The 25183-nt window shown below is 70.2% G+C and carries 20 protein-coding genes; 6 read left to right on the top strand and 14 right to left on the bottom strand.

What is annotated here, in order from left to right; all coding sequences use genetic code 11:
• Nucleotides 1-158 precede the first annotated feature (158 nt).
• Entirely contained in the window at nucleotides 159-1118 is a 960-nt protein-coding gene (gene trpS / locus AB0E90_RS49095) for a tryptophan--tRNA ligase (RefSeq protein WP_360420298.1), read from the top strand.
• Here trpS and AB0E90_RS49100 read toward each other — a convergent pair.
• The 11 genes from AB0E90_RS49100 to AB0E90_RS49150 form a co-directional block, all read right to left on the bottom strand.
• A complete protein-coding gene (locus tag AB0E90_RS49100; protein WP_360420300.1) occupies nucleotides 1099-1599 on the bottom strand; it encodes a GNAT family N-acetyltransferase in 501 nt (166 codons plus the stop codon). The genes trpS and AB0E90_RS49100 overlap by 20 nt on opposite strands.
• A gap of 57 nt (nucleotides 1600-1656) precedes the next feature.
• The gene (gene obgE, locus AB0E90_RS49105) at nucleotides 1657-3153 is read right to left on the bottom strand and encodes a GTPase ObgE (RefSeq protein ID WP_360420302.1); all 1497 of its coding nucleotides are present in this window, start codon (nucleotides 3151-3153) and stop codon (nucleotides 1657-1659) included.
• 69 nt (nucleotides 3154-3222) lie between these two features.
• Nucleotides 3223-3480, bottom strand: coding sequence for a 50S ribosomal protein L27 (gene rpmA / locus AB0E90_RS49110; protein WP_360420304.1), 258 nt, complete (start codon nucleotides 3478-3480; stop codon nucleotides 3223-3225).
• Nucleotides 3481-3494: 14 nt separating this feature from the next.
• A complete protein-coding gene (rplU, locus tag AB0E90_RS49115) occupies nucleotides 3495-3809 on the bottom strand; it encodes a 50S ribosomal protein L21 (RefSeq protein ID WP_203733915.1) in 315 nt (104 codons plus the stop codon).
• 151 nt (nucleotides 3810-3960) lie between these two features.
• Nucleotides 3961-4464, bottom strand: a complete 504-nt coding sequence (locus tag AB0E90_RS49120; RefSeq protein WP_360420306.1) for a hypothetical protein — start codon at nucleotides 4462-4464, stop codon at nucleotides 3961-3963.
• Nucleotides 4465-4626: 162 nt separating this feature from the next.
• Nucleotides 4627-7839, bottom strand: coding sequence for an Rne/Rng family ribonuclease (locus AB0E90_RS49125; RefSeq protein WP_360420308.1), 3213 nt, complete (start codon nucleotides 7837-7839; stop codon nucleotides 4627-4629).
• A gap of 159 nt (nucleotides 7840-7998) precedes the next feature.
• Nucleotides 7999-8745, bottom strand: a complete 747-nt coding sequence (locus tag AB0E90_RS49130) for a TIGR03936 family radical SAM-associated protein (RefSeq protein ID WP_360420310.1) — start codon at nucleotides 8743-8745, stop codon at nucleotides 7999-8001.
• A 32-nt stretch (nucleotides 8746-8777) separates the two neighbouring features.
• A complete protein-coding gene (locus AB0E90_RS49135) occupies nucleotides 8778-10721 on the bottom strand; it encodes a TIGR03960 family B12-binding radical SAM protein (RefSeq protein WP_360420312.1) in 1944 nt (647 codons plus the stop codon).
• 22 nt (nucleotides 10722-10743) lie between these two features.
• Nucleotides 10744-11085 carry an STAS domain-containing protein gene (locus AB0E90_RS49140; RefSeq protein ID WP_360420314.1) on the bottom strand — a complete coding sequence of 114 codons (342 nt, stop codon included), beginning with the start codon at nucleotides 11083-11085 and terminating at the stop codon, nucleotides 10744-10746.
• Nucleotides 11082-13583 carry a SpoIIE family protein phosphatase gene (locus AB0E90_RS49145; RefSeq protein WP_360420316.1) on the bottom strand — a complete coding sequence of 834 codons (2502 nt, stop codon included), beginning with the start codon at nucleotides 13581-13583 and terminating at the stop codon, nucleotides 11082-11084. The genes AB0E90_RS49140 and AB0E90_RS49145 overlap by 4 nt, the downstream gene beginning before the upstream one ends.
• A gap of 16 nt (nucleotides 13584-13599) precedes the next feature.
• Nucleotides 13600-14397: an alpha/beta hydrolase gene (locus AB0E90_RS49150; protein WP_360420348.1), complete on the bottom strand. Its 798-nt coding sequence runs from the start codon at nucleotides 14395-14397 to the stop codon at nucleotides 13600-13602.
• Between the two features lie 173 nt (nucleotides 14398-14570).
• Between AB0E90_RS49150 and AB0E90_RS49155 the strand changes: the two genes are divergently transcribed.
• Nucleotides 14571-15818, top strand: a complete 1248-nt coding sequence (locus AB0E90_RS49155) for a hypothetical protein (RefSeq protein ID WP_360420318.1) — start codon at nucleotides 14571-14573, stop codon at nucleotides 15816-15818.
• Here AB0E90_RS49155 and AB0E90_RS49160 read toward each other — a convergent pair.
• The 3 genes from AB0E90_RS49160 to AB0E90_RS49170 form a co-directional block, all read right to left on the bottom strand.
• Nucleotides 15815-16486, bottom strand: coding sequence for a lysophospholipid acyltransferase family protein (locus AB0E90_RS49160; protein WP_360420320.1), 672 nt, complete (start codon nucleotides 16484-16486; stop codon nucleotides 15815-15817). The two genes, AB0E90_RS49155 and AB0E90_RS49160, sit on opposite strands and share 4 nt — an antisense overlap.
• Before the next feature lie 145 nt (nucleotides 16487-16631).
• Entirely contained in the window at nucleotides 16632-19748 is a 3117-nt protein-coding gene (gene ileS, locus AB0E90_RS49165) for an isoleucine--tRNA ligase (RefSeq protein ID WP_360420322.1), read from the bottom strand.
• A gap of 247 nt (nucleotides 19749-19995) precedes the next feature.
• Nucleotides 19996-21519 (bottom strand): alkaline phosphatase D family protein, encoded by a 1524-nt coding sequence (locus tag AB0E90_RS49170; protein WP_360420324.1) that lies wholly within the window; start codon nucleotides 21517-21519, stop codon nucleotides 19996-19998.
• 59 nt (nucleotides 21520-21578) lie between these two features.
• On the opposite strand from AB0E90_RS49170, the gene AB0E90_RS49175 reads away from it, so the two are divergent.
• The 4 genes from AB0E90_RS49175 to AB0E90_RS49190 are packed head-to-tail and all read left to right on the top strand — an operon-like array spanning nucleotide 21579 to nucleotide 25146.
• Complete coding sequence (locus AB0E90_RS49175) at nucleotides 21579-22589, top strand: helix-turn-helix domain-containing protein (RefSeq protein ID WP_360420326.1); 1011 nt, start codon at nucleotides 21579-21581, stop codon at nucleotides 22587-22589.
• 30 nt (nucleotides 22590-22619) lie between these two features.
• Nucleotides 22620-23597 (top strand): ABC transporter ATP-binding protein, encoded by a 978-nt coding sequence (locus tag AB0E90_RS49180; RefSeq protein WP_360420328.1) that lies wholly within the window; start codon nucleotides 22620-22622, stop codon nucleotides 23595-23597.
• Nucleotides 23594-24364 carry an ABC transporter permease gene (locus tag AB0E90_RS49185; protein ID WP_360420330.1) on the top strand — a complete coding sequence of 257 codons (771 nt, stop codon included), beginning with the start codon at nucleotides 23594-23596 and terminating at the stop codon, nucleotides 24362-24364. Before AB0E90_RS49180 ends, AB0E90_RS49185 begins: the two co-directional genes overlap by 4 nt.
• Nucleotides 24361-25146, top strand: a complete 786-nt coding sequence (locus AB0E90_RS49190; RefSeq protein WP_360420332.1) for an ABC transporter permease — start codon at nucleotides 24361-24363, stop codon at nucleotides 25144-25146. The genes AB0E90_RS49185 and AB0E90_RS49190 overlap by 4 nt, the downstream gene beginning before the upstream one ends.
• Nucleotides 25147-25183: the final 37 nt, after the last annotated feature.

Consider the following 25183-nt stretch of genomic DNA (forward strand, 5'->3'; position numbering starts at 1 on the left):
ATGCGCGTAGCGAACCTTTGCTGGTGGCTGCCCTGACGGGCGGCTCACCCCAACGCGCATGACCTCATCGCGGCCGCCCCTTCCGGGCGGCCGTCGTGCTTTTCACGGCCGGTTTCCGGCGGGGCGCCACACCCACCCCGTACGGAAGGAAAATCGCCATGATCAAGCAAATCTCCGGCTTCCAGCCGACCGGAAACCTGCATCTCGGCAACCTGCTGGGCGCCATCCGCCCGCTGGTCGAGGCGCAGGCGACCGCCGACTCGATCGCCATGATCGTCGACCTCCACGCGCTGACCATGGAGCATGATCCGGCGGCGGTGCGGGCCAACACCCTCGAGGTGGCGACCCTGCTGCTGGCCGCCGGCGTCGATCCGCGGCGCACTGCGATCATCGCGAACTCGCAGGTCCCCGAGCACACCGAGCTGCATTACCTGCTGGAGTGCACGACCGGCTTCGGCGAGGCGGCCCGCATGATCCAGTTCAAGGAGAAGTCGGCGGGCGGCGGTCCGGTGCGGCTCAGCCTGCTCACCTACCCGGTGCTGATGGCGGCCGACATCCTGGTGCACGGCGCCGATCATGTGCCGGTCGGCGAGGACCAGAGTCAGCACCTGGAGCTGGCCCGCACGATCGCGATACGCTTCAACGCACGCTACGGGGAGACCTTCACCGTGCCCGAGGGCATTCGCCCCGAGTCGGCCGCGCGGATCATGGACCTGTCCGATCCGACCCGGAAGATGAGCAAGAGCGCGCCGTCGGCGGCCGGTCGCATCGGGCTGCTCGACCCGCCCGAGACCATCCGCAGGGCGATCTCCCGCGCGGTCACCGACACCGCAGGCGTCGTCCGGCACGACCCGGAGCACCAACCCGGCGTGACCAATCTGCTCGAGATCCTGGTCGCGTGCACCGGCGAGAAGCCGGGCGGGTTCAGCTCCTACGGCGCGCTGAAACGCGAAGTCGCGGATGTGGTCGTCGCGCTTCTCGAGCCGATCCGGGCGCGCTACCGGGAGCTTGATCCCGGCTACGTCCGCGAGACCTTGGCGGAGGGCAGGACCAGGGTGCGGCCTGCGGCGCTTGCGACGGTACGGCGTGCCAGAGCGGCTATCGGACTCTGTCTTTAGTCCGGTCAAGGGCGGCGGGGTGGTTGGACGGGTGGACTAACGCCGCCAGCCTTTTCTCGAAGCACACGCTGTAGGGGTTACCCACGTACGGCCCGTAGGCCGGGATCTGGTGGTAACCCGACGATTGGTAGAGCGCGATCGCCGCGGGCAGGTAGTTGCCGGTCTCGAGCCGGATGACGGGCCGGCCCGCGGCCAGCGCCTCCTCCTCGATCGCGACGATCAACTGGCGAGCGATGCCCCGGCCCCGGAAGGCCGGCCGCACGTACATCCGCTTCAGCTCGGCCGCTCCCGACTCCATGCCCTGCCACGCACCACACGCCACGACTCGCCCGTCGACAACCGCCACCATGAACGCAGCGTCATCGCCGGGCACGAACGCCGCCGCGTTCGTGCCCCCGTCGATCTCCCTGATCTCGTGCTGCTGGGCCGTGATCAGCGCAGCCAGTTCCGGGTCCAGGGAGGGGCGGGATTCGATGAGCACGGCGGTGACTCTAAGCGAGGACCATTTCCGGATGGTTGCGACAAGCTGGACGACGTCCTATTCGCCGGTGTCGTCCTCGTCGGTAACAAGGACCGGCCGGGACGCGTTCGCGAGGCTGCTGACGGTGCCGTCCGGCGCCATGTGCAGCAGTTCGTCGTCGGAGCGGACCCGGCGGGACTTGCGGGCCGCGAGCCGCTGCGACGCGCTGGCCCGGCCGCTCTCGTCCTCGAGCCGGGCGTCGGCGCCACGCGGTCCGGCGACGAACTCGCCCGCGTTGGGCTGCCAGTCGAACTCCATCTCGCCGATGCGCACCGGGTCACCGGGCTTCGCGCCCTTCTTGCCCAGTTCGCCCTCGACGCCGAGCCGCTCGAGCCGGTCGGCAAGGTAGCCGACGGCCTCGTCGTTGTCGAAGTTGGTCTGCTTGATCCAGCGCTCGACCTTGGTGCCGCGCACCACGAACACGCCTTCTTCGTCCTGCTCGACGGTGAAGCCGCTCTCGTCGACCGCCTTGGGCCGCACGATGGCCCGGGTGGCCTCGACCGGCGGGTTCGCAAGCCGGTGCTCCTTGACGGTGCCGGCCAAGGCGTACAGCAGCTCCTTGAGCCCTTCCCGGGTGATCGCGCTGACCTCGAACACGCGGTAGCCGCGCGCCTCGAGGTCGGGCCGGACCATCTCGGCCAGGTCCCGGCCGTCCGGGATGTCGATCTTGTTGAGCACCACGAGCCGCGGGCGGTCCTCGAGACCGCCGTACGCGGACAGCTCGGCCTCGATCGCGTCCAGGTCGGCGAGCGGGTCGCGCTCGATCTCCGGCGTCGCCGCGTCGAGCACGTGCACCAGCACCGAGGTGCGCTCGATGTGCCGCAGGAACTGCATGCCGAGGCCCTTGCCGGTGGCCGCGCCCGGGATCAGGCCGGGCACGTCGGCGACGGTGAACGTCAGGTCGCCGGCCTGCACCACGCCCAGGTTGGGCACGAGCGTGGTGAACGGGTAATCGGCAATCTTCGGCTTGGCCGCGGAGATCACCGAGATCAGCGACGACTTGCCGGCCGACGGGAAACCGACCAGGCCGACGTCGGCCACGCTCTTCAGCTCGAGGACCACGTCGAGGTGGTCGCCGGGCTCGCCCAACTCGGCGAAACCGGGCACCTTTCGCCGGGTGTTGGCCAGCGAGGCGTTGCCCCGGCCGCCGCGGCCGCCGCGGGCCACCTCGAAGGTGGCGCCCTCGCCGATCAGATCGGCCAGCACCTCGCCGCCCTCGCCGTGCACGACCGTGCCGGCCGGCACCTGCACGATGAGGTCCTTGCCGTTGGCGCCGTCGCGGTTGGCGCCCGCGCCGCTGACGCCGTTGGGCGCCTTGACATGCGGGTGGAAGTGGAAGTCGAGCAGAGTGTGCTGCTGCGGGTCGACGACCAGCGTGATGCTGCCGCCGTGCCCGCCGTTGCCGCCGTCGGGGCCGCCGAGCGGCTTGAATTTCTCCCGGCGCACCGAGACGCAGCCGTGCCCGCCGTCACCCGCCTGCAGGTGCAGCACGACCCGATCGACGAACGTGGTCACTTGCTCAACTCCTAAAAACAACAGCGGGCCAGCGGACCCAAAGGGTCCGTGGCCCGCTGAGGTAAAGAACTACTTGGAGACCGGGACGATGCTGACGGTCTTGCGGCCACGGTTCGTGCCGAACAGCACGTTGCCGTGGGCCAGCGCGAACAGCGTGTCGTCGCCGCCACGGCCGACGAGCTCGCCCGGGTGGAACTTCGTGCCGCGCTGGCGGATCAGGATCTCGCCGGCGTTGACCAGCTGGCCGCCGAACCGCTTGACGCCGAGCCGCTGAGCGGCGGAGTCACGGCCGTTGCGCGAGCTTGACGCACCCTTTTTGTGAGCCATGAGTGATCCGCCCCTTACTTCCCGCTCTTGATTCCGGTGACCTTGATCTTGGTCAGAGGCTGACGGTGCCCCTGGCGCTTGTGGTAGCCGGTCTTGTTCTTGAACTTGTGGATCCGGATCTTCGGACCCTTGGTGTGCTCGGCGATCTCGCCGGACACCGTAACGTTGGCAAGCTTGGCCGCGTCGGTCACCAGGTTGTCACCGTCGACGAGGAGGACTGCGGCGAGCGTGAGCGCATCGCCGGGCACGCCCGCGAGCTTCTCGACCTCGATCACGTCGCCCTCGGCAACCTTGTACTGCTTGCCGCCGGTCTTGACGATCGCGTACATCGGACGCGGACTCCCTGAGACTTACGCAGCGATGACCGCTGCTTGGCGGATGGTGCTCTCCCGGGCCAGGATCTCGCACCGGGGTAGGACGCAAGAAAAGCGCCGTCGGCAAGCGTACTTCATGCGAGTCGCCCAACCCAAATTGGGTAGCTCAGCTCTTTCCGCAGGCCTTGTCGAGCGTAGTCGTGAGCTCCGACATCTTGTCCGCGTTGAGTTTCGTGACGTCACCCTTGAGCGCCTTGACCTGCTTGCTCATCTGGGTGAGGGCAGACTTGAGCGCCTTGTCGTCGGCCAGGCCGGCCATCTGCGACAGCGCGACCGAGTAGTTCTCCACATCCCGGTCGATCTTCTGCTGCGCCTCGCTCTTGGCGGCTGCGTCCTTGGCCGCCGCGTCGATCTGCAGCTTCAGGTCGGCGATGAAGGTCTGGCCGAAGCTGGTGCTCGCGCGCCCGGCCTGGTCGCAGATCGCCTTGGTGTTGCCGGTGAGCGCCTTGTCACCGGCGGCCGCGGCCGACGGGTCGACCGGCGTGGATGACGCCCCATCACCGACGACCGGGGTGGCCCCACCGGACGTGGTCGAGGTGTCGTCGCTGCTGGAGCAACCGGCAGCGATCGCGAGGAAGGGCAGAACTATGAGGGCGGCGAGGCGTCGCACGGGAGGTATCTCCTCAGGGGAAAGCCGACAGCCTTCAGTCCGCTCAAGGGCGGCGGCGGGGCGGTCGGAAGGGCGATCCCAGGGAGGGTAGCCGACTTCGATGAAGATGAGCGGATCAGCTTTTAACTTTGTTTACTGATCCGCTCACCGTCACGTCAAGACCTACGGACGCGTACGCCGCCGGGCGCCACCGCGTCGCGACCGCCGGCGGCCCGCACCCGCGCCCACCGGCTCGTCGTCCCCGTCCCCGTCCTCGGCCTCGTCCTCGTCATCCTCGTCGTCGTCGACCGCGTCCGGGTCGTCCGTGCCGGTCAGCCGCAACGGCTCGGCCGGCGGCTCGGGCTCACCCGGAGACTCGTAACGGGACAGGTCGTAACCGCTGATGTCGTAGTCGCCGGTGTCGGACTTGCTCGCCACCACCGGGGTGATCGACACGATGCCCGAACCGACGACCGGCGGCAGGTCCGCCGCGATCGCGATCGGGCTCTCCACCTCGATCACCGTTTCGACCACCGGCTCGAGCGGCGCGATCGGCGCCCCGTCGGCAACGACGACGGCGGCGGCCTCGGCCGCGGCTGCCTCGATCGACGCCGCCTCGGCGCCGCCACGACGCCGGCGTGACCGCGACGACGTCTGCGGCTGCGGCTGCGGCTGCGGCTGCTGCTGCTGCTGCTGGACCGGCGGCTGCTCGGTCCGCGTCGCCGCCGCCACCGCCTTCACCTGAGTGCTGGCCGCGTTGCCATTGCCGTTGCCGTTACCGTTGCTGCGCTTCTCCGCCACCGGCTCGGTGTGGATCAGCAGGCCCCGGCCCTTGCAGTGGTCACAGGTCTCGCTGAACACCTCGAGCAGGCCCGACCCGATCCGCTTACGGGTCATCTGCACCAGGCCGAGCGACGTGATCTCGGTGACCTGGTGCTTGGTGCGGTCGCGGCCCAGGCACTCGGTGAGCCGCCGGAGCACGAGCTCGCGGTTGCTCTCCAGCACCATGTCGATGAAGTCGATCACGACGATGCCGCCGAGGTCGCGCAGCCGCAGCTGCCGGACGATCTCCTCGGCCGCCTCGAGGTTGTTACGGGTGACCGTCTCCTCGAGGTTGCCGCCCGCGCCGGTGTACTTACCGGTGTTGACGTCGACGACCGTCATCGCCTCGGTGCGGTCGATGACCAGGTGGCCGCCCGAGGGCAGGAACACCTTGCGGTCGAGACCCTTGAGGATCTGCTCGTCGATCCGCTTGTCGGCGAAGACGTCGGCGACCCCGGTGTACCGGTGCAGGCGCTCGACCAGGTCCGGCGACACCGAGTTGAGGTAGTTCTCCACCTCGGCGTACGCCTGGTCGCCCTGCACCACCAGCTCGCGGAAGTCCTCGTTGAAGAGGTCCCGGACCACTCGCAGGACCAGTTCGGGCTCCTCGGAGAGGGCGGCCGGCGCGTGGCCATCGGCGGCCCGGCGCTGGATCTCCTCCCACTGCGCCTGCAGCCGCTTGACGTCGCGGGCCAGCTCGTCCTCGCTGGCGCCCTCGGCGGCGGTGCGCACGATGACCCCGGCGCCGTCCGGCACCATCTTCTTCAGCACGTCACGGAGCCGCTTGCGCTCGTTGTCAGGCAGCTTGCGGCTGATCCCGGACGCGTTGCCGTTGGGCACGTAGACCAGGTGCCGGCCGGAGAGCGCGATGTGGCTGGACAGCCGGGCGCCCTTGTGCCCGATCGGGTCCTTGGTCACCTGCACCAGCACCGAGTCACCGGACTTGAGCGCCTGCTCGATCGAGCGGGCACGGCCCTCCAGGCCGGTCGCGTCCCAGTTGACCTCACCGGCGTAGAGCACCGCGTTGCGGCCCCGGCCGACGTCGACGAACGCGGCCTCCATGCTCGGCAGGACGTTTTGCACCTTGCCGAGGTAGACGTTGCCGACCATGGTGCCGGAGGTGGCCCGGGCCACGTAGTGCTCGACCAGGATGCCGTCTTCGAGCACGGCGATCTGGGTGCGGTCCGACTTCTGCCGCACGACCATGACCCGGTCGACCGCCTCGCGGCGGGCCAGGAACTCCGACTCGCTCAGGATCGGCGGGCGGGTCCGGCGCTGCTCGCGGCCATCCCGGCGGCGCTGGCGCTTGGCCTCGAGCCGGGTCGAACCGGAGACGCCCTGCACCTCGTCGCTGGTGCGGCGCGGCTCGCGCACCCGCACGACGGTGTGCACGCCGTCCTCGATGCCGCCGGTGTCCGCGTCGCCGCTGGACCCCTTGCGACGCCGGCGACGACGACGGCGGGTCACGCCGTCACCCTCGTCGGGCTCGTCCTCGCCGTCCTCGGCGTCGTCCTCGGCGGTCGCCGCGATCGGCTCCTCGTCGCCGTCCTCGTCGCCGTCCTCGGCCGGGCCCTTGCCGCGACCACGGCCACGGCGGCCACGACGGCGGCGGCGACGGCCGGCGGCCAGGTCGTCCTCCGACTCGTCCTCGATGCCGTCCTCGACGTCATCGGCGGTCTCGTCGGCCTCGTCCACGAGCGGCTCGGCGACCTCGGCCACGGCCTCGAGCGGCTCGGCGGTCTCCTCGGCAGCCCCGCCACGACGGCGGCGACGGCTGCGACGACTGTTGTCCGCGGGCTCCTCGGCAGGCAGTTCGGCGACCTCGGCCACGGCCTCGGAGATCTCCGGCTCGGCCTCCGCGACCGGAACGATCGACGGAACGGCGACGGCCGCCGCGCGCCGCGAGCGGCGGTTGGTGGGCGCCGGCTCCTCGGTGGCCTCCGGCGGCATGAAGAGTACGGCGGGGGGCAGTGCCGCCCGGCGGCCACGCCGAGCCGGCTTCTCCTCCTCGACGAAGTCGTCGTCCAGGGGCAGCACGCCGATGATCGGCGCCGCCTCCCCGTCCGGCTCCTCTTCCTCCTCGACGACCGGCTCCTCGGCGACCGGCACGGCCGCGACCAGGTCGGCGACCGGCACGGCCTCGACCACCGCCGCCTCGACCGGCTCGGGCAGGGCGGCGGGTGCCGCGGCCTTCTTCCGGCGGGCCCGGGTCGCCTTGACCGGGGGAACCTCGGCCTCGGCGTCGGCCGTGGGCTCGGCAGCCGCGGGCGCGGCGGCCGGAGCAGCAACCTTGCGGCGGCTACGGGTCGCCTTGACCGGCGGAACCGGGGCGTCCTGGGTCACCGCGTCCTGAGTCACCGCGTCCTGGGCCGCGACGGCCTCGATCGCGGCGCCCGGCTCGGCGGTCGCGCCCTCGGCCGATGGCTCGGCTGAGGGCTCGGCGGCCGGTGCGGCCGTCTTCCGGCGAGTGGTCCTCGTCCGGCGCGCAGGGGTGGTTGGGGTGCTATCGGCGGTATCGGCGGGCGGCGTAACCGCACCGTCCAACTCACCGCCCTGTGGCTCGTTATCGAGCATGGGCGCTCTCCATTTTCTGGCGGCCCCGGGCGCGTGTGAGCGCTGCCACGCAGGGTCGCCGCAAGTATTTCGGTCCCGGCCGATGGTCGGACGGGCGGCCGAAGTCTGCCGACGGGCGCAGGCCGTGGTGCAGCTAGCGCCCTCCGATGACGCCCGCTCCTAAATCGGAACAGGCCCGCGGTCCGCGTCCAACGGATCGACGATTTCCCCCTGCGCGGTGAGCGTGCCCTGGGCCAGCCGGGTTACCCGAGGGGGCACCGGCGGCTCCAGGCCAGCCACTACACGCAGGCCGGAAAGGACGTCATCGGGTCGCACGGCGGGCGTAACCAGTCGTACGACAAGGTCGATTATCGCACACGGTGTGCCGTCCGCCCCGGAAGGTAGGTCGGACTGCTCGGTCACAGCGATGTATGTCACCGCGGAGCGGGCGTCGAAGGAGCGTTTTCCCTGCTTCGTCATGCGCTCGACCAGCACTTCGTCGGCGTCGAGGAAGCCCTTGACCGCGGCGGCGGCCAGCGCCGGGTCGATCTCGGGCAGTTCCAGCCGCCACCGCGAGGCGTCGATCCGGTCGGCGAGGCTGCCCTCGCCGGCCACGACCGCCTCGAGGACGTCGAGGCCGGGCGAGAGCGCGGCGTCCAGCGCCACCCGCAACTGCTCCGGGTCGGTCTGGAGCTGAAGGCCGATCTCCAGGTACTCCGCCTCGCTGCCGACGCCGGTGGGCGCGGCACTCGCGTACGAAATCTTGGGGTGTGGGGTGAAGCCCTGGGAGAACGCGATCGGCACGGCGGCACGGCGCAGCGCCCGCTCGAACGCACGGGCGAAGTCGCGGTGCGACGTGAAACGCAGCGGGCCGCGTTTGGCGTACCGGATGCGAATGCGCTGGACAACCGGGGCCTGGCCGCCCACCGGTTGGTTCTTGGGGGGAATCGTCGCCTCCTCTAGGCCGGGATGCGCAGATTGTTCACGGGGGTCAGCGGCAGCAGTTTCTTGCCCGTGGGGCCGATCTGGATCTCGGTGTCCATCGACGGGCAGACACCGCAGTCGAAGCACGGGGTCCAGCGGCAGTCTTCCTGCTCGTACTCGCTGAGCGAGTCCTGCCAGTCCTGCCAGAGCCAGTCCTTGTCAAGCCCGGAGTCGAGGTGGTCCCAGGGCAGCACCTCGGCCTGCTCGCGCTCGCGGGTGGTGAACCAGTCGATGTCGACGCCGAAGCCGGGCAGCACTTCGGCGGCCGCCTCGATCCAGCGGGCATACGAGAAGTGCTCGCTCCAGCCGTCGAAACGTCCGCCTTTTTCCCAGACGCGCCGGATCACTGCCCCGACGCGGCGATCGCCCCGGGAAAGCAGGCCTTCGATCAGTGACGGCTCGCCGTCGTGGTAGCGGTAGCCGATCGCCCGGCCCAGTCCCCGGTCACTGTTGATCTCGTTCTTCAGCAGCCGGAGCCGGTGGTCGATCACCTCGGGCCGCACCATCGGCGCCCACTGGAACGGGGTGTGCGGCTTGGGCACGAACCCGCCGATCGACACCGTGCAGCGGATGTCCTTGGTGCCGGTGGCGATCCGGCCCGCCTTGATCACCTCGTGCGCCATCCGGCCGATCTGCAGCACGTCCTCGTCGGTCTCGGTGGGCAGGCCGCACATGAAGTACAGCTTCACCTGCCGCCAGCCGTTCGAGTACGCCGTGACGACCGTCCGGATCAGGTCTTCCTCGGTCACCATCTTGTTGATGACCTTGCGGATCCGCTCGGAACCGCCCTCGGGCGCGAAGGTGAGGCCGGTGCGGCGCCCGTTCTTCGACAGCTCCTGGGCAAGGTCGATGTTGAACGCGTCCACTCGGGTCGACGGCAGCGACAGCGAGACGTTGGTGCCCGCGTACTGCTCGGCGAGGCCGGAGCACATGTCGCCGATCTCGGAGTGGTCGGCGGACGACAGCGACAGCAGGCCGACCTCGTTGAAGCCGGAGAACTCCAGCCCCTCCCGCACCATCTGGCCGACGGTAGTGATCGACCGTTCTCGCACCGGGCGGGTGATCATGCCGGCCTGGCAGAACCGGCAGCCCCGGGTGCAGCCGCGGAAGATCTCCACCGCGTACCGCTCGTGGACCGTCTCGGCCAGCGGGACCAGCGGCTTCTTCGGGTACGGCCATGCGTCCAGGTCCATCGTCGTGCGCTTGGACACCCGGAACGGCACGTCCGGGCGGTTCGGCACCACGCGCTGGATGCGGCCGTCGGGCAGGTAGTCGACGTCGTAGAAGCGCGGCACGTAGATGCTCTCCGTGCGGGCCAGACGCAGCAGCAGCTCGTCGCGGCCGCCGGGGCAGCCCTCGGCCTTCCACTCCCGGATGATGCCGGTGATCTCGAGGACGGCCTCCTCGCCGTCACCGAGCACGGCGGCGTCGATGAAGTCGGCGATCGGCTCCGGGTTGAAGCTCGCGTGGCCGCCGGCCAGCACGATCGGGTCGTCGACCGTGCGGTCCTTGCTCTCGATCGGGATACCGGCCAGTTCGAGCGCGGTGAACATGTTGGTGTAGCCGAGCTCGGTCGAGAACGAGATGCCCAGCACGTCGAAGTCGCGCACCGGGCGATGCGCGTCGACGGTGAACTGGGGCACGCCGTGCTCGCGCATCAGCGCCTCGAGGTCGGGCCAGACCGCGTACGTGCGCTCGGCGAGCACGTCCTCCTGCTCGTTGAGTACCTCGTACAGGATCTGCACGCCCTGGTTGGGCAGGCCGACCTCGTACGCGTCCGGGTACATCAGCGCCCAGCGGACGGTGGTGGCGTCCCAGTCCTTGACTACGGCGCCCAGTTCGCCCCCCACGTACTGGATCGGCTTGCTGATCTTCGGCAGCAGCTGTTCGAGCTGTGGAAAGACGGAGCGTCCAGTCATGGAAGTCAAGGGTACTTGGGCCCTACGTCAGCTCGGCCGCCGCCCGTTCAAGATCCGTTGTGAGGATGTCCTCGCGAAACGCGCAGAGCCGCAGAGTCATCCGCGCGGCGCCCCGCTCCCCCACCACCAGGCGGGTCCGGGTGCCGTGCACCAGGAGATCGCCGACCAGCGCATCGAGCAGCCGCACCCCGGCGCTGTCCAGGAACGAGACGGTGGTCAGGTCGATAAGCACCTTGCCGGCCTCGTTGATCCGGGCGACGATCGCGTGCCCGATGTCGCCCGCGTTCGCCAGGTCGATCTCGCCGGTCAGGCTGACCAGCTCGGCGTCGCCGAACTTGGAGAACGTCACCCACTGATCAGTCATATTGGAGTCTCCCGGCTGCGCCGCATGGTCACGATGGTGCCCTCGCCGCGGTCGATGAGCACCTGGTCCATCGACTCGCGGATCAGCTGGAGCCCGCGGCCACGCGCCACGTCGGCCACCGCGCCCTGCCACGTGCCGTGGTCGGCGACACGCACCTCGACGGCGTCGCCGGTCACCGTGGCCACCACGTTGATCTGGCCGAACGGGTCGTCCCGGTAACCGTGCTCGATCGCGTTCGCCACCGCTTCCGAGCAGGCCAGCAGCACCGCGTCCCGGGTTTCCGGCTCGATGCCGTGCGCCACCAGCCAGGCGCGCAGTTCGGCCCGCAGCAGGGCGATGTGCGACCGGTCGGCCCCGAGGCTGCGCTCCATCCGCTCCTCGCTGCCCAGCGACAGGCAGAGCAGGCAGACGTCGTCGGCATGGTCGCGGCCCACCAGCAGGTCGGCGAGGCCGCCGGTCAGGCCGGGCAGCGGCGAGTCCCGCCGCCGTGCGAACTCGCGGGACAGCAGCTCGAAACCCTTGTCGATCGGCCGGGTGCGCCGCTCGATCAGCCCATCGGTGTAGAGCAGCAGGCGGCTGCCGGCCGGGAGCGGCACCCGGTGCTCGGTGCGGCGGGTGTCGCCGGCCTTCGAGCCGAGCGCGGCCGACCGGCCGTCGAGCAGGAACTCCGGCGGGCCCATCGGCGCCTGCAGCAGCGGGGGCAGGTGGCCGGCGCAGGAGTACGTCAGTTCGCCGGTGACCAGGTCGACCTCGGCGTACGCCACGGTCGCCATGTGACCGGTCTCGACCCGCTCGACGAACCGGTCGAGGCCCTCGATCAGCCGGGCCGGCCCGACCCCGTCGCCGGCGAGAGCCCGGATCGCGCTGCGCAGCTGACCCATCGTGGTGGCCGCATCGATGCCCCGGCCCACCACGTCGCCGACCACCACGGCCAGCCGGTCGGGGTTGATCAGGAACGCGTCGAACCAGTCGCCGCCGACCTCCAGATCCTGGCCGGCCGCCTGGTAGTGGGTCTCCAGCGCGAACCGGGGGTCGCCGCCGGGCAGTTCGCCGGCCAGCAGGCTGCGCTGCAGGGTGCGGGCGATCTGCCGTTCCTGCTCGTAGAGGCGGGCATTTTCCAGCGCCAGCCCGGCCCGGTCGGCCAGGTCGATGAGGAAGATGCGTTCGGCCTCGGCGCCGCGGCGGTCGGGCGCCATCCGCATCGACAGCGTGCCGAGCACCCGGCCCCGGGCGGTCAGCGGCAGCACCACGCAGTCCAGGGCGTCGCCCGGCTGCGGGAAGACCGGCACGCACGCCACGCTTGCCCGCTGCTCCGCCTGGGCCAGCAGGGTGGCATCGGGCGCCGGGCCGCCGGCGTCCTCCAGGATGCCGGGCGTGCCGATCGCCAGGCGCAGCCGCGCCCAGTCGGCGATCTCCGGCACCGCCCGCTCGACCAGCCGGCGGGCCCGGGGCACGAGCCGGTGCAGCTCGTCGAGCACCCGGGTGGTCCGGGCCAGGAAGATCGCGCGCTCCTCACGGCGGCGCAGGTCGTCGTAGAGCCGGGCGCGGTCGAGCGCCTGACCGGCCTGCTGGCCGAGCAGTCGCACCACGCGCAGCTCGCCGTCGGAGAGCTTGCGCTCGCCGGTGAAGCTGAACGCCAGCACGCCGAGGGTCTCGGCGCCGGCGTGCTCGTCGGTGGGGCCGGTGGTGAGCGGCAGCAGGACCACCGTGTTGCGGCCCGACCGGCGCATGTTGTCGACCAGGTCGGGGAAGTGCCGCTTGGCCTCGGTGAGCGAGCCGACCACGTGCAGGTCGCCGCGCTCGGCCACCCGGGCCACCGCCCGGGGCGACGACCGCGGCATGTCCTCCCAGTCGCCGGTCGTGGGATCGGTCGAGGAGACCGCGACGACCAGGTCACGTTCCTGATCGACCAGGTAGATGCTGCTGCTGGCGGCGCCGAAGGCCGACTCGGGCGCGCGCACCACCGCCTCGGCGACCTCGGCCTCGGTGGGCGCCGCCGCCAGGTCGGCCACGATCTCCTGCAGCACCTTGACGCGGCGTTCCGAGTCCTCGGCGAACTTGCGGGCGTCGAGCAGCTCGTTCTCATAACTGCGCCGCTCGGTGGCGTTGAAGACGGTGGTGCGGATGGCCCGCGGTTCCTTGGCCGGTCCGCGGGACAGCACCGAGTTGATCAGCGTGGGCAGCGTGCTGCTGTCCGCGCAGACCATGTCGAAGGCGAGCTCGTGCACCTCGTCCTGCATCCGCAGCAGAGGCGCGTAATGGGTCTCGTGGAAGATCTGCCCGCCGGAGCTGAGCAGGTCACGGAACCGGCGATGCCCGACCAGCTCCCCGCGGGTGTAACCGGTCCAGGCCAGGAAAGTCTGATTGACCTTGACGATGGTTCCGTCGGGGAGCGTGGTCAGATACCCGCACGGCGCATGCTCGTACAGGTCGTCCGGGTCGTCGTCCCAGGGCAGCCGTAACTCCTGCGTCACGTCCGGCCCACCAGAGTCACTCACGTCCGCTTCTACGCTTCTAAAGCCAGGCCTTCATCGCGTCGATCGTCTCTTCCGGGGCACTGAGATTGGGGCAGTGCCCGGTCGCGTTCATCTGCACCAGCGTGCTGCCCGCGGTGTGCTTATGAACGTAGTCACCCACGACGGTCGGCGCGATCACATCGTCCGTGCATTGCAGGATCAATGCGGGCGTACGGAGTTTTAGCAGGTCGTCGCGGTTGTCGGAGAGGAACGTGACGCGCGCGAATTTCTTGGCGATCTCGGGGTCGGTGCGGCAGAAGCTGTTGGTCAGCTCCTCGCCGAGCTCGGGACGCTCCGGATTGCCCATGATGACCGGGGCCATCTGGCTGGACCAGCCGAGGTAGTTGCTGTCCAGGGAGTCGAGCAGGGAGTCGATGTCGGAGTGGTTGAACCCGCCGACGTAGTCGTCGGCCGGCTCGTTGATATACCGCGGCGACGGCCCGACCAGGACCAGCTTGGCGAAGCGCTCGGGCTCCTTGTTCGCGGCGAGCACGCCGATCATGGAGCTCACCGAGTGACCGACGAAAACCACGTCCCACAGGTCGTGCTCGTGCAGGATCTCGAGGATGTCGTCGGCGTAACCGTCGAGGGTGGAGTAACGGTCGTCGTGGTAGGCCGACAGATCGGATTTGCCGTTGCCTACGTGGTCGAAAAGAACGAGCCGATATGTGTCTGCGAAGGCGGGAGCGACGAGACGCCACATGTTCTGGTCGCAGCCATAGCCATGCGCGAACACCATCGGCTGACCGAGATCATTCCCGGTCGACGTGACGGCATTTCGCTGTGTCGTTCTCATGTCTCGGTAACCATACGGCTCCAGACCGTCCGGCACATCGCCCAGGTTGTCCGGCATTTGAGCGCGGAATCCGGAACGCACCGTTCCCGATTGGTGGCGCACCGGCTCTAGCCTGGAATGCGGACCGGCGGTGCTGCTCAGCGAGTTGGCCGGCAAGTGAAGGAGATCGACGGATGGGCGACCAGCAGCCGGGAGAAAATATTCCGGCGGCCGAGCTTCCCGACTCCACCCGTGTCGAGGGCGGCGAAGATCCCTCGACGGTGGACGCCCCGGCGCGCTGGAGCGGGTCGGCGGCCGTGCCTCCGCCGGCGCCGAAGAAGTCGAAATGGAACCGGCGGCGGATGGAGCCGGACGACGAGCGGGCCGCGATCCCGGCGGTCGACCCGTGGGCCGGTCAGGACACTCCGTGGGACGCATTCCCCGCCGTACCGGAAATGCCGGAGATAGACCCCACCAAGCCGGACCCGTTCGTCGCCCTGCCACCCACCCGGATCGAGCCGCCGGAGGCCGCCGCGGCGCCCGCGCCAAAACCTGCCGCCGCGGCGCCCGCGCCAAAACCTGCCGCCGCTCCCCCGCCTGCGCCGCCGTCAGCGGCGCCCTTGGGGCAGAGCCCGGCGGCGCAGAGGCCACCGGCGCCCGCCAAACCGAGCCGGCGCGAGCGCAAAGCGCGTGAGCAGGCCAACCGAGCCGCCCAAGCCGCCGCCCAAGCCGCCGCCCAGGCCGCCGCGGCCCGGGCCGCACAGGCGCAGGTCAATCGCCTGCCGGTGCAGAACCGGCCCCCGGCGCCGGTCAAGGGTCAGCTTCCGCCGGCGCCCCCGTGGGCGGCCCGGCCGCCGCAGCGGCCGATGCCGCCGCCGCGCCGCAAACGCCGGTGGGGCCGCCGCCTGGCTCTACTCACCGTGCTCGGCGTCTTCTGCTGCTGCGGCCTGCCGTTCGCCTGGTTCCAGTTCCCGGCGGCGCGGCAGTTCCCGGTCAGCGCCGCCCTGCCGACGTCCTTCTCCGACCTGCAGCTGCGCGACGACGACGCCAGCAAGCGCGCCACCGAGCGGCTCGCCGAGCAGTTGCGCTCGTCCGACGCGAGCAGCGGCACCCCGTTCGCCGGGGTCTACGGCGACAGCCGCGGCAAACGGGTGACCGTCTTCGGCGTCACCGGCTGGCGGTTCCGCCCGGAGGCCGACGTGCGGGCCCAGCTCGACAACCTGACCGGCCAGCTGAACCTGAAGCAGGCGCAGTCGTTCGACCTGGCCGAGAGCGGCGCGCACGAGAGCTGCGCAGTCGGCCGGGTGGAGGGCAACGCAGTGGTGGTGTGCGCGTGGGCCGACCACGGCAGCCTGGCCACCGTGCTGCTGACCCGCCGCTCGATCACCGACAGCGCCGAACTGGTCGGCCGCCTGCGCAGCGAGGTGCTGAGCCCCGGTTAGGAGGCCGGCTTCGCGGGGGCGTAGCGCGGAACGTATTCCTGGCCGGTCAGCTTCTGGATCTCGCCCATCACCTCGTCGGTGAGCGCGCGCAGCGAGGTGCGGTCGTCGGCCCGGCCGGTGGTGTCGATCGGCTTGCCGAACTTCACCGTGATCTTGCCGCGGAACGGCATCGGGTACGGCTGACCGATGGGCTGCACCTTCTCGGTGCCGAGCGTGCCGACCGGGATGATCGGGACGCCGGCCGCGACGGCGAGCCGGGCCACGCCGGTGCGGCCGCGGTAGAGCTTGCCGTCGGGCGAGCGGGTGCCTTCGGGGTAGACGACGACGCAGTCACCGGCCTTGAGCACCGGGATGGCGCCGTCGAACGCGGCGAGCGCGTCCCGCCCGCCGGCCCGTTGAACCCGGATCGCGCCGAGCCCGTTGAGCAGGTTGCGGGTGAACCAGCCGGACAGGCCGGTGCCGTCGAAGTAGTCGGACTTGGCCCAGAAGGCCAGGTGCCGGGGCACGACCGCGCCGAGGAACAGCTCGTCGGCGACCGAGAGATGGTTGCCCGCGAAGATCGCGCCGCCGACGCGCGGCACGTAGTCGAGACCCTCGATATGCGGACGCCAGCCGAGCATCAGCGTCGTGCCGACGGTGACTTTGCCGATGGAGTAGAGCAGCGGCAACTTGGGGATCCTCCGGAACGGGGTGGTGCAGTGGGGGTGGCACGCTGAGGTTATCGGACGTCAACCCGGAAGTCCCCGCCGAGCTTGCTACCCGGCCCGGACATTCACCGCGAAGGCGGCAAATGCCCGGACCGGGTTAACAGATTCACACCCGGGCGACCGAAACCGTGACCTGCTCGCCGTCTCCGACCTCGCCGGCGAACCCGCCGGCGGCGGCTGGGCCGAACGCGACCGACGTCGCCAGGGTCTCCCCCGCCACGAAGTCGCGGTGCGTCTCGACCGCCGCGCGCACGGCGTCCGACGCCGAGACGGTCAGCGAGATCCGGTCCGAGACGTCCAGGTCGGCGTCCCGGCGGGCCTGCTGGACGACCCGGATCAGGTCGCGGGCCACCCCCTCGGCCGCCAGCTCCGGGGTGACGACGGTGTCGAGCACGACCACACCGGCCCCGGCCGGCAGCGGCGCCGAGTTCTCGACATCCGCGGCAACCAGCTTCAACTCGAACTCGCCGGGAGCCAGGGTGACGCCGGCCGCGACCGGCGCGCCGTCGACGAGCTGCCAGTCGCCCTTCTTGACCGCCTGGATGACCTGCTGGACCTGCTTGCCGAGACGCGGGCCGAGAGCTCGCGGCACGACCGTCAGGACCTGCTCGCAATAGGCGGCCACATCGGCGGTGAACACCACGTCCTTGACGTTGACCTCGTCCTTCAGCAGATCGGCGAGATCGGTCAGCGCGGTCGCGTCGGCGGTCGCCACGGTCAGCCTGGCCAGCGGCAGCCGCACCCGCAGGGCCCGCGCCTTGCGCAGCGACAGCGCCGCCGACGCCACGTCACGGATGGCGTCCATCGACGCCACCAGCTTGTGGTCGGCCGGGAACGTGTTCGCCGACGGCCACTCGGTCAGGTGCACCGAGCGGCCCCCGGTCAGGCCGCGCCAGATTTCCTCGGTGGTGAGCGGCGCGAGCGGCGCCAGCACCCGGCAGAGGGTCTCCAGCACGGTGGCCAGGGTGTCGAACGCGTCCCGGTCGCCGGCCCAGAAGCGGTCCCGGGACCGGCGGACGTACCAGTTGGTGAGCGCATCGAGGTACGACCGCACCGAGGCGGCCGCGCCCGAGATGTCGTACTCGTCCATCTGGCGCTGGACGTCGTCGACCAGCTCCCCCGTCTTGGCGAGGACATACCGGTCGAGCAGATCACCGGAATCGGTCCGGAATGACGCTTCGTACCCCGACGCGTTGGCGTAGAGGCTGTAGAAGTACCAGACGTTCCAGAGCGGGAGCAGCACCTGGCGCACCGAGTCGCGGATCGCGGTCTCGGTGACCGGCATGTCCCCGCCGCGCAGCACCGGCGACGACATCAGCATCCAGCGCATCGCGTCCGAGCCGTACGAGTCGAAGACCCGGTAGACGTCCGGGTAGTTCCGGAGCGACTTCGACATCTTCCGGCCGTCCTCGCCGAGCAGGATGCCGTGGCTGAGGCAGTTGCGGAACGCGGGGCGGTCGAACAACGCCGTGGCCAGCACGTGCATGGTGTAGAACCAGCCGCGGGTCTGCCCGATGTACTCGACGATGAAGTCGCCCGGGTAGTGGTGCTCGAACCAGTCCTTGTTCTCGAACGGGTAGTGCACCTGGGCGAACGGCATCGAGCCGGACTCGAACCAGCAGTCCAGCACCTCCGGCACGCGTCGCATCATCGACTTGCCGGTCGGGTCGTCCGGGTTCGGGCGGACCAGATCATCGACGTACGGCCGGTGCAGGTTGTCGACCTTGACCCCGAAGTCCGCCTCGAGCTCGGCGAACGAGCCGTAGACATCCACCCGCGGGTAATTGGGGTCGTCGGACTTCCACACCGGGATCGGCGAGCCCCAGAAGCGGTTCCGGGAGATCGACCAGTCGCGGGCGTTGGCCAGCCACTTGCCGAACGAGCCCTCCTTGATGTGCGCCGGCGTCCAGGTGATCTCCTGGTTGAGCTCGACCATCCGGTCCCGGAACTTGGTCACCGCGACGAACCACGACGACACCGCCTTGTAGATCAGCGGGGTGTCGCAGCGCCAGCAGTGCGGGTAGGAGTGCGTGTAGCCCTCCTGCTTGAGCAGCACGCCCTTCTCCCGCAGCACCGCGATGATCGGCTTGTTCGAGTCGAAGACCTGCACGCCCTGCCACGGCGGGACCAGCGAGGTGAACTGGGCGTGCTCGTCGACGGCCACCACGGTCGGGATGCCGGCCGCGTTGCAGACGTTCTGGTCGTCCTCACCGAACGCCGGCGCCTGGTGCACGACCCCGGTGCCGTCCTCGTCGGTGACGTAGTCGGCCGCGAGCACCTGGAAAGCGTTGGGCCCACCCTGCTCGACCAGGAAGTCGAACAGCGGCGTGTACCGGCGTCCGGCCAGGTCACGGCCCATGACCGTGCCGACCTTTTCAAAGCCTTCAAGATCTTTTGCGTACGCCGCCACGCGCGAGCTGCCCATGATGAGCTTCTCGCCGTCCTTCTCCAGCACCGAGTACTCGATGTCCGGCCCGACGGCCAGCGCGAGGTTCGACGGCAGGGTCCACGGCGTGGTGGTCCAGACCGCGATCTTCTCGCCGGTCTCCAGCTGGAACGTCACGGTCACGGCCGGGTCGGTCCGGTCGCGGTAGACGTCGTCCATCCGGGTCTCGGTGTTCGACAGTGGCGTCTCGCACCGGAAGCAGTAGGCCAGCACGCGGAAGCCCTCGTAGACCAGGCCCTTGTCGGACAGGGTCTTGAACGCCCACATGACCGACTCCATGTAACTGGGGTCGAGGGTCTTGTAGTCGTTCTCGAAGTCGACCCAGCGGGCCTGGCGGGTGACGTACCCCTCCCAGTCCTTGGTGTAGGCGAGCACGGAGGTGCGGCAGGCGTCGTTGAACTTGTCGATGCCGAGCTCGACGATCTGCGCCTTGGTGGTGATGCCGAGCTGCTTCTCCGCCTCGATCTCGGCGGGCATGCCGTGGGTGTCCCAGCCGAAGCGGCGCTCCACGTGCTTGCCGCGCATCGTCTGGTAGCGCGGCACCAGGTCTTTCACGTACCCGGTGAAGAGGTGTCCGTAGTGCGGCAGGCCATTGGCGAACGGCGGTCCGTCGTAGAAGACGTACTCGTTGCTGCCGTTCTCGCCGGCCGGGTTGCGCTCGACGGACGCCTCGAACGTGTGGTCGGCCGCCCAGTGGTCGAGCACCGCGCGCTCGACCGCGGGCAGATCCGGGCTGGCCGGTACGCCCGTGGCGTCGGTGTGCTTGGGATAGGCCATGTCGGCGGTTCTCCTCGAGGCAGTCTTCAGATCGACTGCGAGGACGAGCCTGGTTGCGGCCCGCGGTACCACCTCGCTTGACGACCCGAAGGCCGCCCGCTCATTCGTCGGCGCACGCGTGTGCCGATCCACCCGGTTCTACTGAAGCCGCGAGCGGCTCGTTCTTCCGGAGGCTCCCCGGTGATGGCCGGTTCAGTGCCTGCGTGGGCACAACGATACCGGCCACCCCGGGATTCCTACATCCGGATTACCTCTGCCGGAGCGTCGTGGACCAGAGTGAGACGCCGTCGCGGTCGCGTAGGTAGACGGTCAGGTCGCCGGAGTGGCCGTCGATCTCGACCTCGCCGAAGTGCTGGTAGCCGTCGGCCGGTGAGGTATTGGCGACCGGCGGGGCGTGCACGAACTCGGCCTTCGGGCCGAACGTGCCGTCCAGGACGTTCGGGCCGAACGCGCCCGCGTGGGCCGGCCCGGAGACGAACTCCCAGAACGGCGTGAAGTCCTGGAACGCCGCCCGGGACGGGTCGTAGTGGTGCGCGGCGGTGTAGTGCACGTCCGCGGTGAGCAGCACGATGCCGGTCACGTGATGCCGGTGCGCGTCCTGCAGGACCTGGGCGAACTCCAGCTCACGGCCGAGCGGCGCGCCGTTGTCGCCCTGCGCCACGCCCTCCTGGCCGACCGGGCTGTCCGGCACGATCAGGCCCAGCGGCAGGTCGTTCGCGATGATCTTCCAGGTCGCCGTCGACTCACGCAGGCCCTTGATCAGCCACTCGCGCTGGTCGCGACCGAGCATGCCGCGCTTCGGATCGGCGTACACATCGTCGGTGTTGGGGTCCTTGAATGTCCGCATGTCGAGGATGAACAGGTCGAGCAGCGGGCCGTGCGAGATCTTGCGATAGACCGGGCCGGTCTGCGACGGAATCGGCACCCACTCGTGATAGGCCTGGTGAGCGCGGGCGGCCAGCACGTCCACCCGCTTCTCGGTGTAGCGGGCGTCGTCGAGGATCTCCCCCGGGTACCAGTTGTTCAGCACCTCGTGGTCGTCCCACTGGTTGATCTGGGGAACCTCGGCGGCGAACCGCTTGTAGTTGTCGTCCAGCAGGTTGTAGGCGTACTGGCCGCGGTATTCCTTGAGGGTTTCGGCGACCTTCGTCTTCTCCTCGGTCACGAGGTTGCGGTAGATCCGCCCGTCCGGCAGCGTCACGGTCTCGGCCAGCGGCCCGTCGGCGTAGACGGTGTCGCCCGAGTGCAGCAGAAAGTCCGGGCGCCTGCGGCGCATCGATTCAAAGAGCTTCATTCCGCCGTACGCCGGATCAATGCCCCACCCCTGGCCGACCACGTCACCGGTCCAGACAAACCGCACATCCCGCTTTGTCGACGGCGCCGTCCACAGTGAGCCGTCGAGCGACGAGCCGTAGAGGCCGGGCCGGTCCAGGCTTTCCGCGCGCACCCGGTAATAGATCTTGGAGTCGGACGGCAGGTTGTGCAGCCGCACCTTGCCGGTGAAGTCGGTGTCCGGCGTGACGACCGGGCCGCGCAGCAGGCGGGCGCCGCGCAGGTCGGGGCGGCGGCTCACCTGCACCCAGAGGCGGGCCGGGCGGTCGGCACGACTCCACACGACCGCCGAGCCGGCGGTGGCGTCGCCGCTCTGCACACCGTGCGTGAGCAGCGGCCGGATTCCCGCCGAGGAGAACGCGGGGGCTTCGAGGAACGCGCTTCCGGCCAGGCCGACGGCACCGGCGCGCAGCAGATTGCGTCGCGAGATCGAGGTCATACCCTGATGCCTATCGATCGGACGTGGCTTGCGCGTGTCCGTTCCCTAAACTTCACCACGTGATCCGCATCGAGATCGATGAACCGACGCTGGCTCGCACCCGGATCGCGATCAGCCCGTTCGCCGAGGCCGTCTGCAGCCTCTACCTGCTGCAACGGAACCCGGACGGCGCACCGTGGCCGTACGACGGGTGGGCGCGGCAGGCGCGGGAGATCCTGCGGACTGTCCCGGCCGTCGCGCCGGCGTCGTTCTATTTCCATGCGCCGTCGAGACTGCCGGACTTCCTCGATCCGATCCCGGAGACGCCGGTCTCGACCATCACCGAGCAGCTCGACCGCTTCCGGGCCACCCCGGCCGAGATCATCGAGGAGCAGTTCGCGACGTACTACCCGTCGGGCGATCTGCCGGATTCGATGCGCCCGTTCCGGGACGACCGCGAGGCGGCGCTGAACCGGCTCGCGGACGGGCTGGCGGCCTACTGGGAGGCGGCCATCGCGCCGCACTGGCCGGCCATGCGGGCCGCGCTCGACGAAGAGGTGCTGCTGCGGGCCCGGGCGCTGGCCGCCGACGGGCCGGACGCCCTGCTCGCCCGGCTGCACGAACGGATCCGCTGGGAGCGGCCGGTGCTCACCCTGGTCAAGGCGCTGGAGCACTCGTTCGAAGCGGTCGACAAACGGCTGCTGCTGGTGCCGCTGATCTTCTCGCGGGGCGCCCTGACCTGCTCGACCGACCACGCCGAGGTGGTCATGGTGACGTACCAGTCGCGCGGCGCCGCGCTGCTCGCCGCCGCGCCGGTGCCGCACGCCGACGACCGCCTGGCCATCCTGGTCGGCCGGGGCCGCGCCGCGGTGCTGCGCGCGCTGACGGTGCCGGCCTCCACGACCGGACTGGCCACCACGCTCGGGCTGGCCCCCAGCACGGTGTCCGAACACCTGGCCGGCCTGCAGGCGGCCGGGGTGGTGCACCGCCGCCGGGCCGGCCGGCGCGTTCTCTACGGCCTCGAACCGGCCGGGATCGCGCTGGTCAACCTGCTCGGCGGAGATTCGGCCCCGGCCGAATTCGTTTCCTAGCGCTGCGTCTTCCGCCTAGCGTTTCGGCCCATGGGGAGCGAGTACGCCATCGAGGCCGATCAGTTACGCCGCACTTATCGGGGGCGCACCGGCTGGCTACGCCCGCGCCGCACCGAGGTCGACGCGGTGCGCGGAGTGTCCTTCACGGTGCGTCGCGGCGAGCTGTTCGGCCTCCTCGGACCGAACGGGGCCGGCAAGACCACCACCATCAAGATGCTGAACACCCTGCTCATCCCGACCTCAGGCACAGCGACGGTGTGCGGCTACGACGTGGAGAAACAGACCCGGGAGGTACGCCGCCGGATCGGTTACGTCTTCGGCGGCGACCGCGGCCTCTACGAACGGCTGTCCGCCCTGGACAACCTGCGTTACTTCGCCGAGCTGTACGGGGTGGCCCCGCGCGACCAGAAACGCCGCATCGCCGAGCTGCTCGACCTGGTCGGCCTCACCGGCCGGGAGCGCGAGCGGGTCGAGGGCTACTCGCGTGGCATGCGCCAGCGGCTGCACATCGCTCGCGGCCTGCTGCACTCCCCGGACGTCCTCTTCCTCGACGAGCCGTCGATCGGGGTCGACCCGGTGGCCGCCCGCGAGCTGCGCCGCATGGTCGCCGATCTCGCCGCCAACGGCACGACGGTGCTGCTCACCACGCACTACATGGTCGAGGCCGACGAGCTGTGCGACCGGATCGCGGTGATCGCCGACGGCCAGATCCAGGCCCTCGGCACCCCGGCCGAGCTGCGGCACCGGGCGGACGGGCGCCGGGTGGTCGAGGTGGAGGCGTACGGGGTGCCGGACACCGCCGTCTCCGCCCTCCGCGAGCTGCCCGGCGTGCGGGAGACCGCCATCGAGGAGCGCGGGGCCCTGCAGCTGCTCACCGTCCAGTCCGACGCCCACGTGGACGTGCAGGGCGACATCCTGCGCGAGCTGACCGGCATCCGGCTGGGCCGGGTCTCCAGCCGCGAGCCCACCCTCGAGGACGCGTACGTCGCGATCGTGAACGCCTCATGAGGACGCTGCGCATGCTGCTGCTCGGCACGCTGCTCCACGTCAAGCAGATCAGCCGTTCGCCGTTCGAGGTGGCGATCGCCATGGTGGTGCCGATCGTCCAGGCCACCCTCGCGGTCTACCTGTTCCGCGCCGGCGGCGAGCAGCACCGGCTGATCGAGGCCGCGGTCGGCGCGGGCGTGATGGGCGTCTGGTCGTCAGTGCTGTTCGGCTCGGGCGGCGCCATCCAGAACCAGCGCTGGCAGGGCACCCTCGAAATGATCATGCTGGCGCCCCGGCGGCCCGTGCTGGTGCTCCTGCCGATCACCGTGGCCACCGGCCTGACCGGCGCGTACTCCCTGCTCGCGACGCTGGCCTGGGGCCGGCTGCTCTACGGCATCCGCCTGGACTTCGCGCACCCGGTCGTCTTCCCGATCGCCGCGGTGGTCTGCGTCGTGGCGCTCGGCATGTTCGGCCTGCTGCTGGCCTCCACCTTCGTGCTGATGCGCAACGCCAACGCGCTCACCAACGCGCTGGAATACCCGATCTGGCTGGTCTCCGGGATGCTCGTGCCGATCACCGTGCTGCCCGCCTGGACCGGCCCGATCGCCGACGTCCTGCCCACCACCTGGGGCGCCCGCGCGCTGCGCGAGGCCACCACCGGCGGCCCGGTGTGGCCCTCGGTCGGGATCTGCCTCGCGATCAGCCTGGTCTGCCTGATAGCCGGCGGCTTCGCCTTGACGTACGTCGAACGCCGCGCCCGCGTGGCCGCCACCCTGGCGCTCGCATGAAGACGCTCCGTCTGATCACCGTCGGCGGGGTGATCGCCTACCGCGCCCTGTTCAACTGGACCCGGCCGAGCATCTTCATCGGCACGCTCCTGATCGGCCCGCTGTTCCAGCTGCTGTTCTTCGCCTACCTGGGCCGCCAGTTGCAGGTCGAGGACGACCGCTTCTTCATCGTCGGCAACGCGGTGCTGACCGCCACGCTGGCCTGCGTCTTCGGGGGCACCCTCGCGGTCGGCAACGAGCGGCGCTACGGCACGCTCGGCCACGTGCTGCTGTCCCCGCGCAGCCGCACCGTCCTGTTCCTCGGGCGAGCCCTGCCGTACGCGGGGAACGGCCTGCTCATCGCGGTCTTCACGCTCAGCGCGAGCGCGCTGCTGCTCGGCCTGCGGATCCCGCTGAGCGCCGTGCCCGGCCTACTCGCGGCGATGGCGGTCGGCTCGCTGGCCTGCAGCTTCTTCGGCCTCACGCTGGGCGCGCTGGGCCTGCGCTTCCGGGACGTCTGGGTGATCTCGAACGTCGCGGTGGCCCTGCTGATGCTGCTCACCGGCGTGAACGTGCCCAGCTCCGGGCTGCCCGGCTGGATGGCGGCGATCGGTGATTACCTGCCGATCACGCACGCGGCCGAGGCGGCCCGGCGGTTCGCCGGCGGCGAGGGCTGGCACGCGGCCGCACCGCAACTGGGCCGGGAAGCGCTGGTCGGGCTCGGCTACGCCGTACTCGCCGCGGCGCTCCTCAAGATTTTCGAACTCGAGTCGCGCCGGTCGGCGAGCCTGGAAACGCTGTAATCAGATCTTCGGGCCAGATCTTCGGGCCAGATCTTCG

The sequence above is a fragment of the Actinoplanes sp. NPDC026619 genome, assembly GCF_040638295.1.
In the GTDB taxonomy this organism is placed as follows: domain Bacteria; phylum Actinomycetota; class Actinomycetes; order Mycobacteriales; family Micromonosporaceae; genus Actinoplanes.